This is a genomic window from Shinella sumterensis, from assembly GCF_004514425.2.
GTDB lineage: Bacteria > Pseudomonadota > Alphaproteobacteria > Rhizobiales > Rhizobiaceae > Shinella > Shinella sumterensis.
Genome location: NZ_MYFN02000017.1, coordinates 53,787 through 68,430 on the forward strand (window position 1 = coordinate 53,787; position 14,644 = coordinate 68,430).

Genomic DNA, 14,644 nt, shown 5'->3' on the forward strand with positions numbered 1-14,644 from the left:
CCGGGATCGAACGCCCGCGTCAAGGGCAACACAGACCGACAGGATTCGACTGCCGGCGAGGCCGGCAAAAGGAGAACGCAATGTTGAAGAAAGCTCTGCTCGCCGCCGTCGCAATCGCCGTGACGGCCGGTTCCGCCATGGCCCAGGACGTCAAGGTCCTGCGCATCGGTCTCGACGGCTCGGAAAACGAAGCCGACCAGATCCGCAACACCCAGTGCGTTGCCGACGGCCTGAAGGCCGCGACCGGCGTGCCGGAAGTCCAGATCTTCCCGTCGCCGGACTATAACGGCGTCATCCAGGGCCTGCTCGGCGGCACGATCGACATCGCCTCGATGGGCGCTTCGTCCTACGCCGCCATCTACCTTCAGGACCCGAAGGCTGTCGACCCGATCCTGACCTACACGCAGTCGGACGGCTCCAGCGGCTATTACTCCATCATGGTCGCCCGCAAGGATTCCGGCATCAAGACGCTGGCCGACGCCAAGGGCAAGAAGATCGGCTTCGCCGACCCGGATTCGACCTCGGGCTACCTCGTTCCGAGCGTGACGCTGCCGAAGGAAATCGGTATGCCGGTCAAGGAATACTTCTCTGAAACCGGCTTTGGCGGCGGCCACGAGAACCTCGTTCTCGCCGTTCTCGATGGCAAGTTCGATGTCGGCACGACCTTCGGTTCGGGCGTCGGCAAGTGGGAAGAGGGGTATACGGGCGGCAACCTCTACCAGATGGTCAACAAGGGCAACCTCGACATGGACGACATCGTCGAGGTCTGGAAGTCGCCGCTGATCCCGAACGGCCCGCTGATGGTGTCCAACAAGCTGCCGGAAGACATGCGCGCCAAGGTCGAGCAGTATTTCTTCGAGCTGCCGAAGAAGGACCTGGCCTGCTTCCAGTCCTACACGCAGGGCGCCAACAAGGACTACATCAAGGTCGACCAGTCGTTCTACCAGACGATCATCGACGCCCGTAAGTCCGTCATCGGCGGCTGATCGCCAACATGTTGTGGGTGGCGTCTTCAGACGCCACCCACCCCACAGGAGGAAGCGGCATGGCGTCCGGCACGGCTGAAAACACGATGAACGGTCTTGGACCGTCCGCCGCCGCGGTGATGCGGCACTACCAGCAGCAGCTGCGCACGCGGCGGATCTATACCGTCCTCGCGATCGTCGTTTTCCTCGTCGCGCTGTGGGCGTCGCTCGATTTCGCCAACAGCGCGAATTCCGGCAAGTTCTTCGAACGCCTGCCGTACGTTTTCGATTTCATCCGCAATTTCGTGCCCGACAGCCCGATGGAAATCGTGCGTGCGATGTTCGACCTGCCGTCGCCCTATGCCGACGGGTCACTGCGCTACGACTATACGTCCGAGCGGGTCTACATCACGGATGGCTTCTATATCCCGCATTTCATCTACCAGTTGATCATCACCGTGAACATTGCGCTGATCGCCACGATCATCGGCTTCGTGCTGGCCTTCCTGCTCTGCTTCTTCGCCTCGACCAATCTCGTCGGCGCGGGCGCCACGCGCTGGGTCGTACGCCGGATCATGGAGATCATGCGCGCCTTTCCGGAAATCGTGGTCGCCGGCCTCCTGACCGCCATCCTGTCCATCGGGCCGATTGCCGCAATCGTGGCGATCACCATCCACACGATCGGCGCGCTCGGAAAGCTGTTCTTCGAGGTCGTGGAGAACGTCGATATGCGACCCGACGAGGGGCTGCGCGCCACCGGCGCGCGCTGGGTCGAGCGCGTGCGTTATGCCATCGTTCCCCAGGTCCTGCCGAATTTCGTGTCCTACACGCTGCTGCGTGCCGAGATCAATGTGCGGGCCTCGACGATCATCGGCGCCGTCGGGGGTGGCGGCATCGGCGAGGTGTTCCGCCTGGCCATCGGCCGCGACCACGCCGCCAAGACCTATGCGATCGTCATCCTCCTGCTCGTCACCATCATCGCGGTCGACCAGTTTTCGTCGTGGCTGCGCCGGCGCCTGATCGGCCAGCAGTTCCTCGACGCCGCACGGGGAGCCGTCTGATGTCGCCGACCATGATCCACGCCGCCGAGCGCGATCGGCTTCTGGCCTCCTATCCCGATGTCTTCCGGCGCAGCTTCTGGCAGCGTTGGGGACTGGCGCTGTGTGCCGGCGTTACCGTCCTCTATCTCGCCGTCTGCTTTGTTGCCTTCAATGTCGGCCCCGCGTTCATGCAGGGGCGCTGGGACCGTGCCGCCATCTATGTCCAGGACTGGTATTCCTGGCGCGCGCAACCGCGCCTGCGTTTCGTCGATGACGCCGTCGTGCCGCAATGGTCGAGCCGCCGGCAATATCCTGAGGGTGCTGATATCGATTGGCTGCGCCCGATGGCGAATGGTGGCTATAGCGTGATTTACGACGGTGAAGGGAACCGGCTGGACGTCCATCCCGATCGCGTCGATATCTTTGTCGACGGAGCATCCTATCCGGTCGACATCACCGCGGAGGGTGTGGAGCCGCCGGAGGGCGCGCCTGCGGGCGTTGTTTTCGACGGCACGAAGGTCATGGTCGATTATGGCTTCGAGGGCAGTGCCGAGATCCGCGGATCGCAGGTCTATGTCCAGCGCCGGTTCCTCGGCTGGGCGAACTTCTTCTTCGATATCCGTTCGCCCTTCTGGGGGAAATCGTTCGGCGAGATCGCGAACCTCGCGCTCCTGGCCGAGCGCGTCGATCCGGATCGTTCGAACGTGCGCCATATGGTCGATGACTTCCTGGGCAATAGCGCCTGGCAGCATGCCGATATCCTGTCCAAGCTGCTCCAGACACTGGTCATGGCTTTCGTCGGCACGCTTCTCGGCACGCTGTTTGCCCTGCCGCTCGCCTTCATTGCCGCCCGCAACATCACGCTGAACCGCGCCGCGAACTGGGGCATGAAGCGGCTCTTCGATTTCCTGCGGTCGATCGACATGCTGATCTGGGCGCTGTTCTTCACGCGCGGTTTCGGCCCCGGACCGATCCCCGGTATCGCCGCGATCTTCTTCACGGACACGGGCGCGCTTGGTAAGGTCTATGCCGAGGCGCTGGAGAATGTCGATGAAAAGCAGCGCGAGGGGGTGAAGTCCGTCGGGGCATCGTCCGTGACCGTCAACCGGTTCGGTGTGCTGCCGCAGGTCCTGCCGGTCTTCGTCTCGCAGTCGCTTTACTTCTGGGAATCGAACACCCGGTCCGCGACGATCATCGGCGCGGTCGGCGCCGGCGGCATCGGCCTGAAGCTCCTGGAGGCGATGGGTACGAATGCCGATTGGGACAAGGTGGCCTATATGGTGGTGCTGATCCTCATCGTGGTCTTTGTGTTCGATGGAATTTCGAATGCGCTAAGGTCGCGATTGATCGGAAAGCCGATGCATTGATGGCATGGCGGCATGATGCTGCCACAGGAATGCTTTCATGATCCGGCGTCGCCTTCGCGGGCGACGTCGAACGAGTTCACAGGAATGAGCCTTTGCGATACGCCCTTTACTTCACCCCGCCCGCCAGCGATCCTCTGACCCTTGCCGCCCAGCGCTGGCTCGGACGCAACGCCTTTACCGGTGCTGCGCTGGAGCAGCCGGCGATCGGCAATTTCGAGGCGTCGGCGGTCGCGGGGCTGACGGCAGACCCGCGCCGTTACGGTTTCCATGCCACCCTGAAGGCGCCGTTCGCATTGGCCGAAGGCCGCAGCGAAGCCGAGCTTGTCGCCGAAATCGGCCGCTTCGTTTGCGAGATGGAAGCCTTCGACATTCCCGAGCTCGTGGTCGGGCGCCTCGGTTCCTTCTTCGCGCTGGTACCCGGCGATCATTGCGAGCCACTGCAAAGTTTCGCCGGCGACGTGGTCAGGCGCTTCGAGCGTTTCCGCGCCCCGCTGACCTCGGCCGATATCGCGCGCCGCAAGCCGGATGAACTGGGCGCCGCCGAGCGGCAAAATCTGGTGCAGTGGGGTTATCCCTACGTCTTTGACGAATTCCGCTTCCACATGACGCTGACAGGCCGCGTGCCGCTTGAGAGCCGTGACGCCGTCGAAGCCGCCCTTCTCGATCATTTCGCCGATTTCCATGGTCGTCCGCTGACGCTCGGCGGGCTGGCGCTCTTCCGGGAGCCGTCGCGCGGCGCCGATTTCACCGTTCATTCGCTCTTCCCGCTGGGTGGGGCCGCCAACAGAAAGACTGCATGAAGATGACCCGCGAAACTATTCTTTCCAATGCAAAAATCGTGCTTGAGGACCGGGTTCTGGACGGCACGCTCGTTCTGCGCGACGGCCTCATCGTCGATATCGCCGAGGGGGTGTCTGCTGCCGGTGAGGACATGGAAGGCGATTTCCTCATTCCCGGTCTCGTCGAGCTGCACACCGACCATCTCGAAGCGCATTACTCGCCGCGCCCGGGCGTTCGCTGGGGCAAGACCGCGGCGATCCAGTCGCATGATGCACAGGTCGTCACGTCAGGCATCACCACCGTCTTCGATTGCCTGCGCATGGGCTCGGATTCGGACGGCGGTTTCGAACAGGGCGAGATGCGCGCCATGGCCGATGCGCTTGCCGAGGCGCAGGCGGAAGATCGTCTTCGCGCGGAACACCTCATTCATCTGCGGTGTGAAGTTTCCACAGATAACGTATTGGATCATTATGCAGAATTCGAGGGCGACCCGATGGTCCGTCTCGTTTCCCTGATGGATCACGCGCCGGGCCAGCGGCAGTTCCAGACCATGGACCAGTACGTTCTCTACTACCAGAAGAAGCGTGGCCTCTCGGATGCCGAGTTCGCCGAATTCTGCAAGCGGCAGCAGGAGCTTTCCGCGCGTTACGCCAAGCCGCACCGCGACGCCATCGCCGCATCCTGCGCCGCCCGCAACATCTCTGTCGCCAGCCATGACGACGCTACGCTGGAGCATGTCGAGGAAGCGATCGGCTACGGTATCCGCCTGGCCGAGTTCCCGACCAGCGTCGAAGCGGCGAAGGCCTCGCATGGTGCGGGCATGAGCGTGCTCATGGGTGCGCCCAACATCGTGCGTGGCAAGTCCCATTCCGGCAACATCGCGGCGCGCGATCTGGCCCGGATGGGCGTGCTCGATGTTCTGTCCTCCGACTATGTGCCCTTCAGCCTGATGCATGCGCCCTTCATTCTGGCCGACGAGGTGGAGGGTATCGATCTTCCGACGGCGATTGCGATGGTCTCGACCACGCCTGCACGCACAGTTGGTCTCGATGACCGCGGTGCGATTGCCAAGGGCCTGCGCGCCGATATCGTGCGCGTGCGCCGGCCGGATGGCGTGCCGGTCGTCCGCTCGGTCTGGCGCCAGGGTCGCCGCGTGGCATGAGCATGGAGGCGAAGTCGCATGCGCCGCGTGTCGCCGCTGGCACGATGGTGGTGGTCGTCGGCCCGAGCGGTGCCGGCAAGGACAGCGTGATGTCCTATGCCGCGCGGCATTTCGCTGGCGAGGCGCGCGTGCAGTTCGTGCGCCGCGTCATCACCCGGCCCGCCGATGCCGGCGGGGAGGCGCATGAGGCCATCGATGCCGCGGGTTTCGCACGGCGCAAATCCGAGGGCGGCTTCGCCGTGTCGTGGGAGGCCCATGACCTGTCCTACGGCATTCCCGCCGGGACGCTGGCCCAGCTGGAGAAGGGCGTGACGCTGATCGCCAACGGCAGCCGTTCCGCACTTCCGGCTTTCGCAGCTGCCTTTCCCCGCCTCACCGTCGTGCTGATCACGGCTCGCCCGGACATCCTTGCCGAACGGCTTGCCGCACGCGGTCGTGAGACCGCGGACGCAATCCGCAAGCGTCTCGACCGTGCAGTCCCCGAAATCGTGGTCGCCGCTAACACTATCGTCATCGACAACAGCGGCGCTCTGGAGGATGCCGGAGACGCGCTCGTGTCGCTTCTGTCCAAGACCCTGGCCGGGAACGGCTAGGTCAGGCGTTCTTCAGGGATTTGTAGGCCGCCAATGCGCGTTCGCGCGCCTTGGCGTGGTCGACGATCGGCTTGGGATAGGTCGTGCCCAACTCGATCTTCGCCTTTTTCAGCACGTCGGCAGGCGCATCGAACGGTTTGTGGATAAAGGCCGCGTCGAGATGCTCCAGTTCCGGCACGAAGGCGCGGACATAGGTGCCGTCGGGGTCGAATTTCTCACCCTGCAGGATCGGATTGAAGATGCGGAAGAAGGGGGAGGCGTCGGCACCCGAGCCCGCGACCCATTGCCAGTTGGCCGGGTTCGATGCGGCGTCTGCGTCCACCAGCGTATCGCGAAACCACTTCTCGCCATGCCGCCAGTCGATCATCAGATGCTTGATGAGGAACGACGCCGTGATCATGCGGACCCGATTGTGCATCCAGCCATGCTTCCAGAGCTGGCGCATGCCGGCATCGACGATCGGGTAACCCGTCATGCCCTGTGTCCACAGGCGGAAATGCTTGCCTGCCTTCTCCCAGGGAAAGTCGTCGAAGCGCTCGTTCCAGTTCTTCTCGGCAAGGGCGGGAAAATGAAAATGCAGATGGTGGCAGAACTCGCGCCAGGCCAGTTCCTTGCGGAAGTGGATCACGTCGTCGGCAGGCGCCTTCAGGCCGCGCGTCGCATGCCAGATGCGGGCAGGGGAGATTTCACCGAGCGCCAGGTAGGGCGACATCCTGGACGTCGCGTCGAGCGCGGGATGGTCTCGATCCACCTTGTAGCCCGCAATGGCGCCGTCCACGAAGTCGTCCAGGCGTTCGCGTGCGGCTGCCTCGCCGGGCGCCCAGATGTCCTTGAAGGATGCCGCCCAGTCCGGTTTGACGGGCAGGAATTTCCAATCGTCGAGCATTTCGGACGGCGGCGCCTTCGTTGGGGCCTTGATGTGCTTCGGTGCCTCGATCGGTTCCGGCGGTTCGCCCTCGCGTTCGAGCGCCTTCCAGAATGGCGTATAGACGCGGTAGGGCTTCTTCTCGCCCGTCAGGAGGCGTGTCGGATCGTGCAGCAATTGTCCGGAGAAACTGTGCACGTCGAGGCCTTCGGCCTTGAACACGCGCTTTATCTCCTTGTCGATGGAAATGCCGGCCGGATTATGCCTGCGGTTCCAGTAAAGCGTATCCGCACCCGTTTCCGGGACAAACTTGCGCAGAACACCGGCGGCCGCGCCGGACCGCAGTACGAGCGGCGAGCCGGCTTTTTCGAGGTCACGCGCAAGCGAGGCAAGCGCGTGATGCAGCCACCAGGCCTGGGCGGCACCCAGCGGCCCGGTGCCGGCGGCCTCCGGTTCGCGGATATAGAGAGGGATCACGGGGCGTCCCGTGTCGGCGGCCGCGGCAAGGGCGGCGTTGTCATCCAGTCGAAGGTCCTTGCGGAACCATACGACGACGGGCGCTGCGGTCTTGTTGGTCATCTCAACCTTTCGGCAGCGGGCGTGTGAGGATGAAGGTGACGCTTCCCGCAAGCACCAGCCCGACGATTACAGCTAAAAGCGGCGATGGCTGTGTGCGATACCAGAAGAAGCCGTAGCTCGCGACGATCAGCGATACGGCCATCGTTTTCGCCCGCGCCGAGATGGCGCCTTCGCGGCGCCAATTCGTCAGCGGCGGCCCCAGCGTGCGGTGGTTGAGCAACCATTGCTCCAGGCGCGGCGAGGATCGCGAGAAACACCAGACCGCGACCAGAAGGAACGGCGTGGTCGGCAACAGCGGTAGGAAGGCGCCGACAATGCCGAGCGCCGTCATGAAAAGGCCGGCCAGCATGTAGATCCAGCGCAAGGGAACCTCGTCTTGGGAGTGGTCGAGGTCCAGATAGAGCGCTTTCCGCCGGCTTCCAAGGGGGCAGGATGCCGCGGCGGACGAAACGGCCGCCGCCGGCGGATCAGACCGATTTGTCGGCTGCGGCCTTCGCCGTTTTCGCCTTGGCAGGAACTTTAGCGACTGCCGGTTTTTCCGCCTTGGCTTCCTTCTTCTTCGGCTTGGCCGGCTGCGCCTTCGCAGGCTTCGCCTTGCCGGAGATTTCGATCAGCGGCTTCTTGGCGGCCTTCTTCGCGACCGCGCCCTTCTCGAAATCGGCGTGTTCCCGCTCGGCCTGATCCCAATGGTCGCCGTCGCGCCCGTCCGGCCGGCCGGCTTCCTCCCAGATCGTATAGGCTCTCTTGCTGATCCATTCCCTTCGCGTATCCGTCATCGCTGGTCCTCTAGTGAGAGTGATTGATGTCGTGCATGCGCCGCGGTTGGGACCGCCGAAGCTTCGGCACGAAATTCTCCGGTTCCGTCGGTCTTCCCGTGTCACCAGTCTTCAACCGCCCACGACACCGTCAAGCGGAACGTGGGTGGGCCTGCTTTGTGCGATTCGCTTGAGAAGGATGCGCCCAAAGGGGCGGGGCTTCAAGCCGGCCTGCATGCGTCGCCGAACATGGTTTTTCCCACGAAACGGAAAATCATCCTGCCAGACGCGGCAAATCGTTGCAATTTTGGAAAAATTTCATGCTCGCGGGTGGACAGCGCCGATCCCGCCAACGTATTGTCCGGATACGAAAATATCCATCACAGGCAGGCGAATCGAAGGGTAGGGCGTTTGACGGGAGCAAGGCGACAGCACAGGCCGTTTTATCCGGCGTTCTGCCTCCTCTGCTCTGCGCTCACCTGCATTTTGCTGCTGGCATTCACGTTATCGGCTCCCGTGGCCGGCAGCGTGGCGCCGCGCGTTCTTGTTCATGGCGCGCAGAAGAATGCGGGATCTCTTTCCACTTCCGCCGGTTTGGAAGGGGCGAAGGGGCAGGTCGCAGGCAAGCTGATGTCTTCGGATGGGCGCGGTGTCGAACTGATCTGTCCGCTTGAGGCCGTATTCACCGGGCCGTTTGGCTCTGCGGCCGGTGTGGTACCGGGGCGTTCGCGCTGCTTCGCCGATAGCCATCTCGTGACGTCGGCGGCGCGTGCGCCGCCTGCGGATATCGCCTGACGCCGTTCGATCATTTCAGATCGCGCGGCTTTGCATATGGCCGGCGTGCCGGCATGAGAGAAGCACCCGACGTTCGAAAGCGATCGATCAAACAATGACAGGTGAAATGGTTCTGGTCCTGCTGGTATGCCTTCCCTTCCTGGGAAGCCTTGCGGCGATCATGCTGCTCCGGACGGATTCCCGCGTTCTTGCCGCCCGCATGGCCGGCGCCGTAACGTTTCTGTGCCTCGTGCTGACGGCGGCAGTGTATCCCGCCGTTCGCGCCGGTGGAAAATTACGGCTCGATATCGAATGGCTGCCGCAGTTCGGACTGAACTTCACGCTGCGCATGGACGGCTTTGCCTGGCTCTTCGCCATGCTGATCACCGGCATCGGCTGCCTCGTCGTGCTCTATGCGCGCTACTACATGTCGGAAGAAGATCCGGTTCCGCGCTTCTTCTCCTTCCTGCTTGCCTTCATGGGCTCGATGCTCGGCATCGTTCTCTCCGGCAATATCATCCTGCTCTCGGTGTTCTGGGAGCTGACCAGCATCTTCTCCTTCCTGCTGATCAGCTATTGGCACAACAACGCCACGGCACGCGACGGCGCACGCATGGCGCTGACGATCACGGGTATCGGCGGCTTCTGCCTTCTGGCAGGCCTTCTGGTGCTTGGCCATATCGTCGGCAGCTATGATCTCGACGTGGTGCTGGGGGCGGGCGACCAGATCAAGGCCCATCCGCTCTACCTGACGGCGCTCGTCCTGATCCTGATCGGCGCGCTCACGAAGAGTGCGCAGGTGCCCTTCCACTTCTGGCTTCCCAATGCCATGGCGGCGCCGACGCCGGTCTCGGCCTACCTGCATTCGGCGACCATGGTGAAGGCCGGCGTCTTCCTTCTGGTCCGCTTCTGGCCGGCGCTGTCGGGCACTTATGAATGGTTCATGCTCGTCGGCATCGCCGGCACCTGCACCCTGCTGCTCGGCGCCTATTTCGCCATGTTCCAGCAGGACCTGAAAGGCCTGCTCGCCTATTCGACGATCAGCCATCTCGGTCTCATCACCACGCTGCTCAGCCTCGGCAGCCCGCTGGCTGCCGTCGCGGCGATCTTCCACATGATGAACCACGCGACCTTCAAGGCGTCGCTCTTCATGGCCGCCGGGATCATCGACCATGAAACCGGCACCCGCGACATGCGGCGACTAAGCGGCCTCTACAGGTACCTGCCGATTACGGGCACGCTGGCCATGGTGGCGAGTGCCGCCATGGCGGGCGTGCCGCTGCTCAACGGGTTCATTTCCAAGGAGATGTTCTTCGCCGAGGCCGTCGAGACGCATGCCGATTCCGTGCTGGACCGCATGCTGCCCTATATCGCGACTCTCGCCGGCGCGTTCTCCGTCGTCTATTCGCTGCGCTTCATCCATACCGTCTTCTTCGGCCCGCCGCCGCTGGACCTGCCCAAGCCGAAACCCCATGAGCCGCCGCACTGGATGCGCTTCCCCGTCGAGTTCCTGGTGCTGGCCTGCCTCGTCGTCGGCGTCATCCCGAGCCTGTCGATCGGACCCTTCCTCCATTCGGCTGTCGTTTCGGTGCTCGGCGATCGCACGCCCGAATACAGCCTGGCCGTCTGGCACGGCATCAACACGCCGCTGATCATGAGCATGATCGCGCTTGCCGGCGGCGTCCTGCTCTATGTCCTGCTGAAGGACTATCTGGCCCGGTGCGACGATGGCCCGCCGATCTTCCGTCATCTCGCGGGGCAGCGCATCTTCGAGCGCGTGCTGGTCACGGTGTCGTGGAAGTGGGCGCGCTGGATGGAAAGCCGCTTCGGTACGCGCAATCTGCAGCCGCAATTGCGTCTGATCGCCGCTGCCGGCCTGCTGGCAGGCGTGGTGCCGCTCTATATGGCCGGCTTCACGCCGACGCCGGTCGCCATCAGCGGGATCGATCCGATCTTTGCGGCGATCTGGTGCATCGGCGCTTTTTGCGCGCTCGCCGCCGCCTACCAGGCGAAGTACCACCGGCTGGCCGCCCTCGTGCTGCTTGGCGGCGCAGGTATCACCACCTGCATCACCTTCGTCTGGCTTTCGGCGCCCGATCTCGCCATCACGCAGCTCGTGGTGGAGATCGTGACGACCGTGCTTCTGCTGCTCGGGTTGCGCTGGCTGCCGAAGCGGTACGAGAAGGTCGACAACTCCGTGACGCTCGCCGCGCGCGGCCGTCGCTTCCGCGATTTCCTGCTCGCCGTTTCCTGCGGCTTCGGCATGTTCCTGCTGTCCTATGCGATCATGAAGCAGCCGGTGCCGGACGCCATTGCCAGCTATTTCCTGGAGAAGGCCTATACGGAAGGCGGCGGGCGCAATGTCGTCAACGTCATTCTGGTGGATTTCCGCGGCTTCGACACGATGGGCGAGATCGTGGTGCTGGCGATCGTGGCGCTGACGGTATTTGCGCTGCTGCGCCGCTTCCGCCCTGCGCCCGACAGCATCGAGAAGCCGGAACAGCAGCGAATCCAGGCAGCCTACGACGATGAGCAACCGGAGCGTTCGGCCGGCGATACGGTGCGGGACTACCTGCTCGTGCCCTCGGTCATCATGCAGTGGATGTTCCCGGTCATCGTCACCTTCGCGATCTACCTGTTCATGCGCGGCCATGACCTGCCGGGCGGCGGGTTTGCCGGCGGCGTGACCATGGCGATCGCCTTCCTCCTGCAGTATCTTGCGGGCGGCGTGCGTTGGGCGGAGGACAGGCTGCGCATCCTGCCCCTGCGCTGGATGGGCTTCGGCCTGCTCGTCGCGCCGCTCACGGGCATGGGCGCCTGGCTGTTCGGTTATCCGTTCCTGACGTCGCACTCGCAATATATCGATGTGCCGTTCATCGGGAAGGTGCCGATGGCGTCGGCGCTGATGTTCGATCTCGGCGTCTTTTCGCTCGTCGTCGGCGCGACGGTGCTGATCCTCATCGCGCTTGCGCACCAATCCATTCGTACGCATCGGGTTCGCAATCTCGACGCCACCAAGGCGGAGGAAGCCTGATGGAGCTCGTTCTCGCAATCGGTATCGGCATCATGACGGGATCCGGGGTCTGGCTCCTGCTGCGCCCGCGCACCTATCAGGTGATCATCGGCCTCTCGCTTCTGTCCTATGCCGTCAACCTCTTCATCTTCGCCGTCGGCGGCGTGAAATCCAATGCCGCGCCCGTGCTGGGCGAGGGCGTCGATATCTCGACGCTGACAGACCCGGTCCCGCATGCACTGGTCCTGACGGCCATCGTCATCGGCTTTGCGACGACAGCCCTCTTCCTTGTGGTCCTGCTTGCCGCGCGCGGCCTTACCGGCACCGATCACGTTGACGGCAGGGAGCAGCCCAAATGAGCGGCTGGCAGCAGAACCTCATCATCGCGCCGATCCTCATCCCGCTGCTTGCGGGCGCGCTCCTGCTGTTCTTCGATGAGCGCCAGCGCGTCGTGAAGGCCATGATCAGCGTGGTGTCCTGCCTCGCGCTCGTCGCCATCGCCGTCAGCCTGTTCCGCTTTGCAAGCTATGGTCCGGAACGGTTCGAGGGCGTCTATATGCTGGGCAACTGGCCGGCACCCTTCGGCATCGTGCTGGTTGTCGATCGCCTCTCCGCGCTCATGCTCGTGCTGGCCTCCATCCTCGCGGTCCCGACGCTGGTCTACGCGCTGGCGCGCTGGCATGCGGCAGGCGCGCATTTCCACTCGCTTTTCCAGTTCCTGCTGATGGGGCTGAACGGCGCGTTCCTGACAGGCGACCTCTTCAACCTCTTCGTCTTCTTCGAGGTCATGCTGGCGGCGTCCTACGGGCTTTTGATGCACGGCTCCGGCCCCATGCGCGTCAAGGCCGGTCTGCATTACATCGCGGTCAACCTCGCTGCCGCGCTGTGCTTCCTCATCGGTGTCAGCGCCATCTACGGCTCCGCCGGCACGCTCAACATGGCAGATCTTGCGGTGCGCATCGGCGAGATCGAAGGCGACCGGCGCATGCTGCTGGAGGCGGGCGCCGCCATTCTCGGCATCGTCTTTCTCATCAAGGCGGGCATGTGGCCCCTGAACTTCTGGCTTCCGGCCGCCTATAGCGCAGCGACGGCGCCCGTTGCCGGCATCTTCGCGATCATGAGCAAGGTCGGCATATACGTCATCCTGCGGCTTTCGCTTCTGGTGTTCGGCCAGGGCGAATCCGCCGGACTCGGCCTCAATGTCCTGCTCTATGGCGGCATGGCGACGGTGGCGTTCGGCACGATCGGCGTTCTGGCATCGCAGGCGCTCGGACGGCTTGCCAGCTATTCCGTCCTCGTATCGTCGGGTACGCTGCTGGCCGTGCTCGGCCTCAACAACGGTATGGTGACCGCCGGGGCGCTGTTCTACATGGTCAGTTCCACGCTCACCATCGCGGCCTTCTTCCTGCTCATCGAACTTGTCGAGCGCGGGCAGGACGCCGGTGCGTCGGTTCTGGCGGTGACGATGGAAGCCTATGGCGACGCCGACGAGGAAGAGCAGGAAGTCGAGGTTGGCGTGACCATGCCCGCGACCATCGCGGTGCTCGGTGTGTGCTTCGCCGCCTGCGGCATCCTGCTTTCCGGCCTGCCGCCGCTGTCCGGTTTCGTGGCCAAGTTCGCCATGATGACGGGCATGATCGGGAGTGGTGTGGCCACCGACGCACCGATTCCGGCCTCCGTCTGGTGGATCGTGGCGCTTCTCATCCTGTCAGGACTGGCCGCGCTCATCTCCATGACGCGCGCCGGTATCCGCACTTTCTGGGCCTCGATGGAGGGCACCGTTCCCCGCGTCCTCGTCATGGAAATGGCGCCTGTCTTGCTGCTGATCGCCATGACGCTCGCGCTCACCGTGCAGGCGGGTCCCGCGATGCGCTACATGGAGGAGACCGTCAACGGTCTTCAGCACCCGGCAACCTATATCGATGCGGTGATCAATGCCCGCCGCGTCGGCGTCGAGGAACCGGGCGGGCCGGAAGGCGGGGGAGGGATCTGACATGCTGCCCTATCCGCTGCTGAGCGCATCCCTCGTCATCATGTGGCTGGCCCTGAACGGTTTTACGCTCGGCCACCTTATCCTCGGCTGCATCGTCGCCGTCTTTGCCTCCTGGGGCATGGCGTCGCTGCGGCCTGCCAAGCCTCGCCTGAAGAAGTGGTATCTGCTGCCCAAACTCGTCGGCATCGTGCTCTACGATATCGTGCGCTCGAACATCGCCGTCGCGTCCATCATCCTTGGCGGGCACAAGCGAAAGTTCAAGTCGGGCTTCATCACCGTTCCGCTCGATGTGGAGAGCCCGATGGCGCTCGCGGTCCTTGCTGTCGTGGTGACCAGTACGCCGGGCACGGCCTGGCTTGAATACAATTCGCTGAACCGGACGGTGCTGATCCACGTCCTCGACCTTGTCGACGAGGCCGAGTGGCAGACCCTGATCAAGGGGCGGTACGAGGCGCTGCTGATGGAGATCTTCGAATGAGCCAGACCATTCTCGCCGTTTCCCTGACATTCGCCCAGGTCTGCCTCGCCATCGCCATGGCGCTCGCGGCGCTACGCATGTCGCGTGGTCCGCGGGCCCAGGATCGCGTCCTGGCGCTCGACACGCTCTATGTGAACTCGATGCTGCTTCTGATGGTGTTCGGCATCCGCACGGGCAAGGACATCTATTTCGAGGCGTCGCTGGTCATCGGCATGCTCGGTTTCGTGGCCACGGTGGCACTCGCCAAGTTCCTGATGCGCGGGGAGGTCATCGAATGAAC

General features: G+C 63.7%; 15 protein-coding genes. 12 read left to right on the forward strand and 3 right to left on the reverse strand.

Annotated features, from left to right (window positions below; genetic code table 11):
* Positions 1 to 80: 80 nt before the first annotated feature.
* The 6 genes from phnD (at position 81) to phnN (ending at position 5,907) form a co-directional block, all read left to right on the forward strand.
* Positions 81 to 986, forward strand: a complete 906-nt coding sequence (phnD, locus tag B5M41_RS23340; RefSeq protein ID WP_134651247.1) for a phosphonate ABC transporter substrate-binding protein — start codon at positions 81 to 83, stop codon at positions 984 to 986.
* Positions 987 to 1,105: 119 nt separating this feature from the next.
* Positions 1,106 to 2,026, forward strand: a complete 921-nt coding sequence (gene phnE, locus B5M41_RS23345) for a phosphonate ABC transporter, permease protein PhnE (protein ID WP_134651341.1) — start codon at positions 1,106 to 1,108, stop codon at positions 2,024 to 2,026.
* Complete coding sequence (phnE, locus tag B5M41_RS23350; protein WP_134651339.1) at positions 2,023 to 3,372, forward strand: phosphonate ABC transporter, permease protein PhnE; 1,350 nt, start codon at positions 2,023 to 2,025, stop codon at positions 3,370 to 3,372. The genes phnE (B5M41_RS23345) and phnE (B5M41_RS23350) overlap by 4 nt, the downstream gene beginning before the upstream one ends.
* Positions 3,373 to 3,464: 92 nt before the next feature.
* Positions 3,465 to 4,172, forward strand: a complete 708-nt coding sequence (locus B5M41_RS23355; protein WP_134651245.1) for a DUF1045 domain-containing protein — start codon at positions 3,465 to 3,467, stop codon at positions 4,170 to 4,172.
* 2 nt (positions 4,173 to 4,174) lie between these two features.
* Positions 4,175 to 5,314 carry an alpha-D-ribose 1-methylphosphonate 5-triphosphate diphosphatase gene (locus tag B5M41_RS23360; RefSeq protein WP_134651337.1) on the forward strand — a complete coding sequence of 380 codons (1,140 nt, stop codon included), beginning with the start codon at positions 4,175 to 4,177 and terminating at the stop codon, positions 5,312 to 5,314.
* The gene (gene phnN, locus B5M41_RS23365; RefSeq protein ID WP_230640314.1) at positions 5,311 to 5,907 is read left to right on the forward strand and encodes a phosphonate metabolism protein/1,5-bisphosphokinase (PRPP-forming) PhnN; all 597 of its coding nucleotides are present in this window, start codon (positions 5,311 to 5,313) and stop codon (positions 5,905 to 5,907) included. Before B5M41_RS23360 ends, phnN begins: the two co-directional genes overlap by 4 nt.
* Position 5,908: 1 nt before the next feature.
* Here phnN and B5M41_RS23370 read toward each other — a convergent pair whose 3' ends face one another.
* The 3 genes from B5M41_RS23370 to B5M41_RS23380 form a co-directional block, all read right to left on the reverse strand.
* Positions 5,909 to 7,351, reverse strand: coding sequence for a cryptochrome/photolyase family protein (locus tag B5M41_RS23370; RefSeq protein WP_134652447.1), 1,443 nt, complete (start codon positions 7,349 to 7,351; stop codon positions 5,909 to 5,911).
* Between the two features lies 1 nt (position 7,352).
* A complete protein-coding gene (locus tag B5M41_RS23375; RefSeq protein ID WP_134652445.1) occupies positions 7,353 to 7,715 on the reverse strand; it encodes a YbaN family protein in 363 nt (120 codons plus the stop codon).
* 103 nt (positions 7,716 to 7,818) lie between these two features.
* Positions 7,819 to 8,127, reverse strand: coding sequence for a DUF2934 domain-containing protein (locus B5M41_RS23380; RefSeq protein ID WP_134652443.1), 309 nt, complete (start codon positions 8,125 to 8,127; stop codon positions 7,819 to 7,821).
* A gap of 156 nt (positions 8,128 to 8,283) precedes the next feature.
* Here B5M41_RS23380 and B5M41_RS23385 point away from each other — a divergent pair, with 156 nt between their 5' ends.
* The 6 genes from B5M41_RS23385 to B5M41_RS23410 all read left to right on the forward strand — a co-directional run bounded on the left by B5M41_RS23385 (position 8,284) and on the right by B5M41_RS23410 (position 14,642).
* Positions 8,284 to 8,901, forward strand: a complete 618-nt coding sequence (locus B5M41_RS23385; RefSeq protein ID WP_134652440.1) for a hypothetical protein — start codon at positions 8,284 to 8,286, stop codon at positions 8,899 to 8,901.
* 94 nt (positions 8,902 to 8,995) lie between these two features.
* Complete coding sequence (locus B5M41_RS23390; protein WP_134652438.1) at positions 8,996 to 11,914, forward strand: monovalent cation/H+ antiporter subunit A; 2,919 nt, start codon at positions 8,996 to 8,998, stop codon at positions 11,912 to 11,914.
* Positions 11,914 to 12,252 carry a Na+/H+ antiporter subunit C gene (locus B5M41_RS23395; RefSeq protein ID WP_134652436.1) on the forward strand — a complete coding sequence of 113 codons (339 nt, stop codon included), beginning with the start codon at positions 11,914 to 11,916 and terminating at the stop codon, positions 12,250 to 12,252. The genes B5M41_RS23390 and B5M41_RS23395 overlap by 1 nt, the downstream gene beginning before the upstream one ends.
* Positions 12,249 to 13,886 carry a monovalent cation/H+ antiporter subunit D gene (locus B5M41_RS23400; protein ID WP_134652434.1) on the forward strand — a complete coding sequence of 546 codons (1,638 nt, stop codon included), beginning with the start codon at positions 12,249 to 12,251 and terminating at the stop codon, positions 13,884 to 13,886. Before B5M41_RS23395 ends, B5M41_RS23400 begins: the two co-directional genes overlap by 4 nt.
* 1 nt (position 13,887) lies before the next feature.
* Entirely contained in the window at positions 13,888 to 14,364 is a 477-nt protein-coding gene (locus B5M41_RS23405) for a Na+/H+ antiporter subunit E (RefSeq protein WP_134652432.1), read from the forward strand.
* Positions 14,361 to 14,642, forward strand: a complete 282-nt coding sequence (locus B5M41_RS23410) for a K+/H+ antiporter subunit F (protein ID WP_134652430.1) — start codon at positions 14,361 to 14,363, stop codon at positions 14,640 to 14,642. The genes B5M41_RS23405 and B5M41_RS23410 overlap by 4 nt, the downstream gene beginning before the upstream one ends.
* The last annotated feature ends 2 nt before the right edge of the window (positions 14,643 to 14,644 follow it).

What these genes read in the sequence shown, in the direction of transcription:
- phnD (WP_134651247.1), top strand. Translation starts at nt 81, where the DNA reads ATGTTGAAGAAAGCTCTGCTCGCCGCCGTCGCAATCGCCGTGACGGCC.
- phnE (WP_134651341.1), top strand. Translation starts at nt 1,106, where the DNA reads ATGCGGCACTACCAGCAGCAGCTGCGCACGCGGCGGATCTATACCGTC.
- B5M41_RS23360 (WP_134651337.1), top strand. Translation starts at nt 4,175, where the DNA reads ATGACCCGCGAAACTATTCTTTCCAATGCAAAAATCGTGCTTGAGGAC.
- phnN (WP_230640314.1), top strand. Translation starts at nt 5,311, where the DNA reads ATGAGCATGGAGGCGAAGTCGCATGCGCCGCGTGTCGCCGCTGGCACG.
- B5M41_RS23370 (WP_134652447.1), bottom strand. Translation starts at nt 7,351, where the DNA reads ATGACCAACAAGACCGCAGCGCCCGTCGTCGTATGGTTCCGCAAGGAC.
- B5M41_RS23380 (WP_134652443.1), bottom strand. Translation starts at nt 8,127, where the DNA reads ATGACGGATACGCGAAGGGAATGGATCAGCAAGAGAGCCTATACGATC.
- B5M41_RS23390 (WP_134652438.1), top strand. Translation starts at nt 8,996, where the DNA reads ATGACAGGTGAAATGGTTCTGGTCCTGCTGGTATGCCTTCCCTTCCTG.
- B5M41_RS23395 (WP_134652436.1), top strand. Translation starts at nt 11,914, where the DNA reads ATGGAGCTCGTTCTCGCAATCGGTATCGGCATCATGACGGGATCCGGG.
- B5M41_RS23400 (WP_134652434.1), top strand. Translation starts at nt 12,249, where the DNA reads ATGAGCGGCTGGCAGCAGAACCTCATCATCGCGCCGATCCTCATCCCG.
- B5M41_RS23405 (WP_134652432.1), top strand. Translation starts at nt 13,888, where the DNA reads ATGCTGCCCTATCCGCTGCTGAGCGCATCCCTCGTCATCATGTGGCTG.
- B5M41_RS23410 (WP_134652430.1), top strand. Translation starts at nt 14,361, where the DNA reads ATGAGCCAGACCATTCTCGCCGTTTCCCTGACATTCGCCCAGGTCTGC.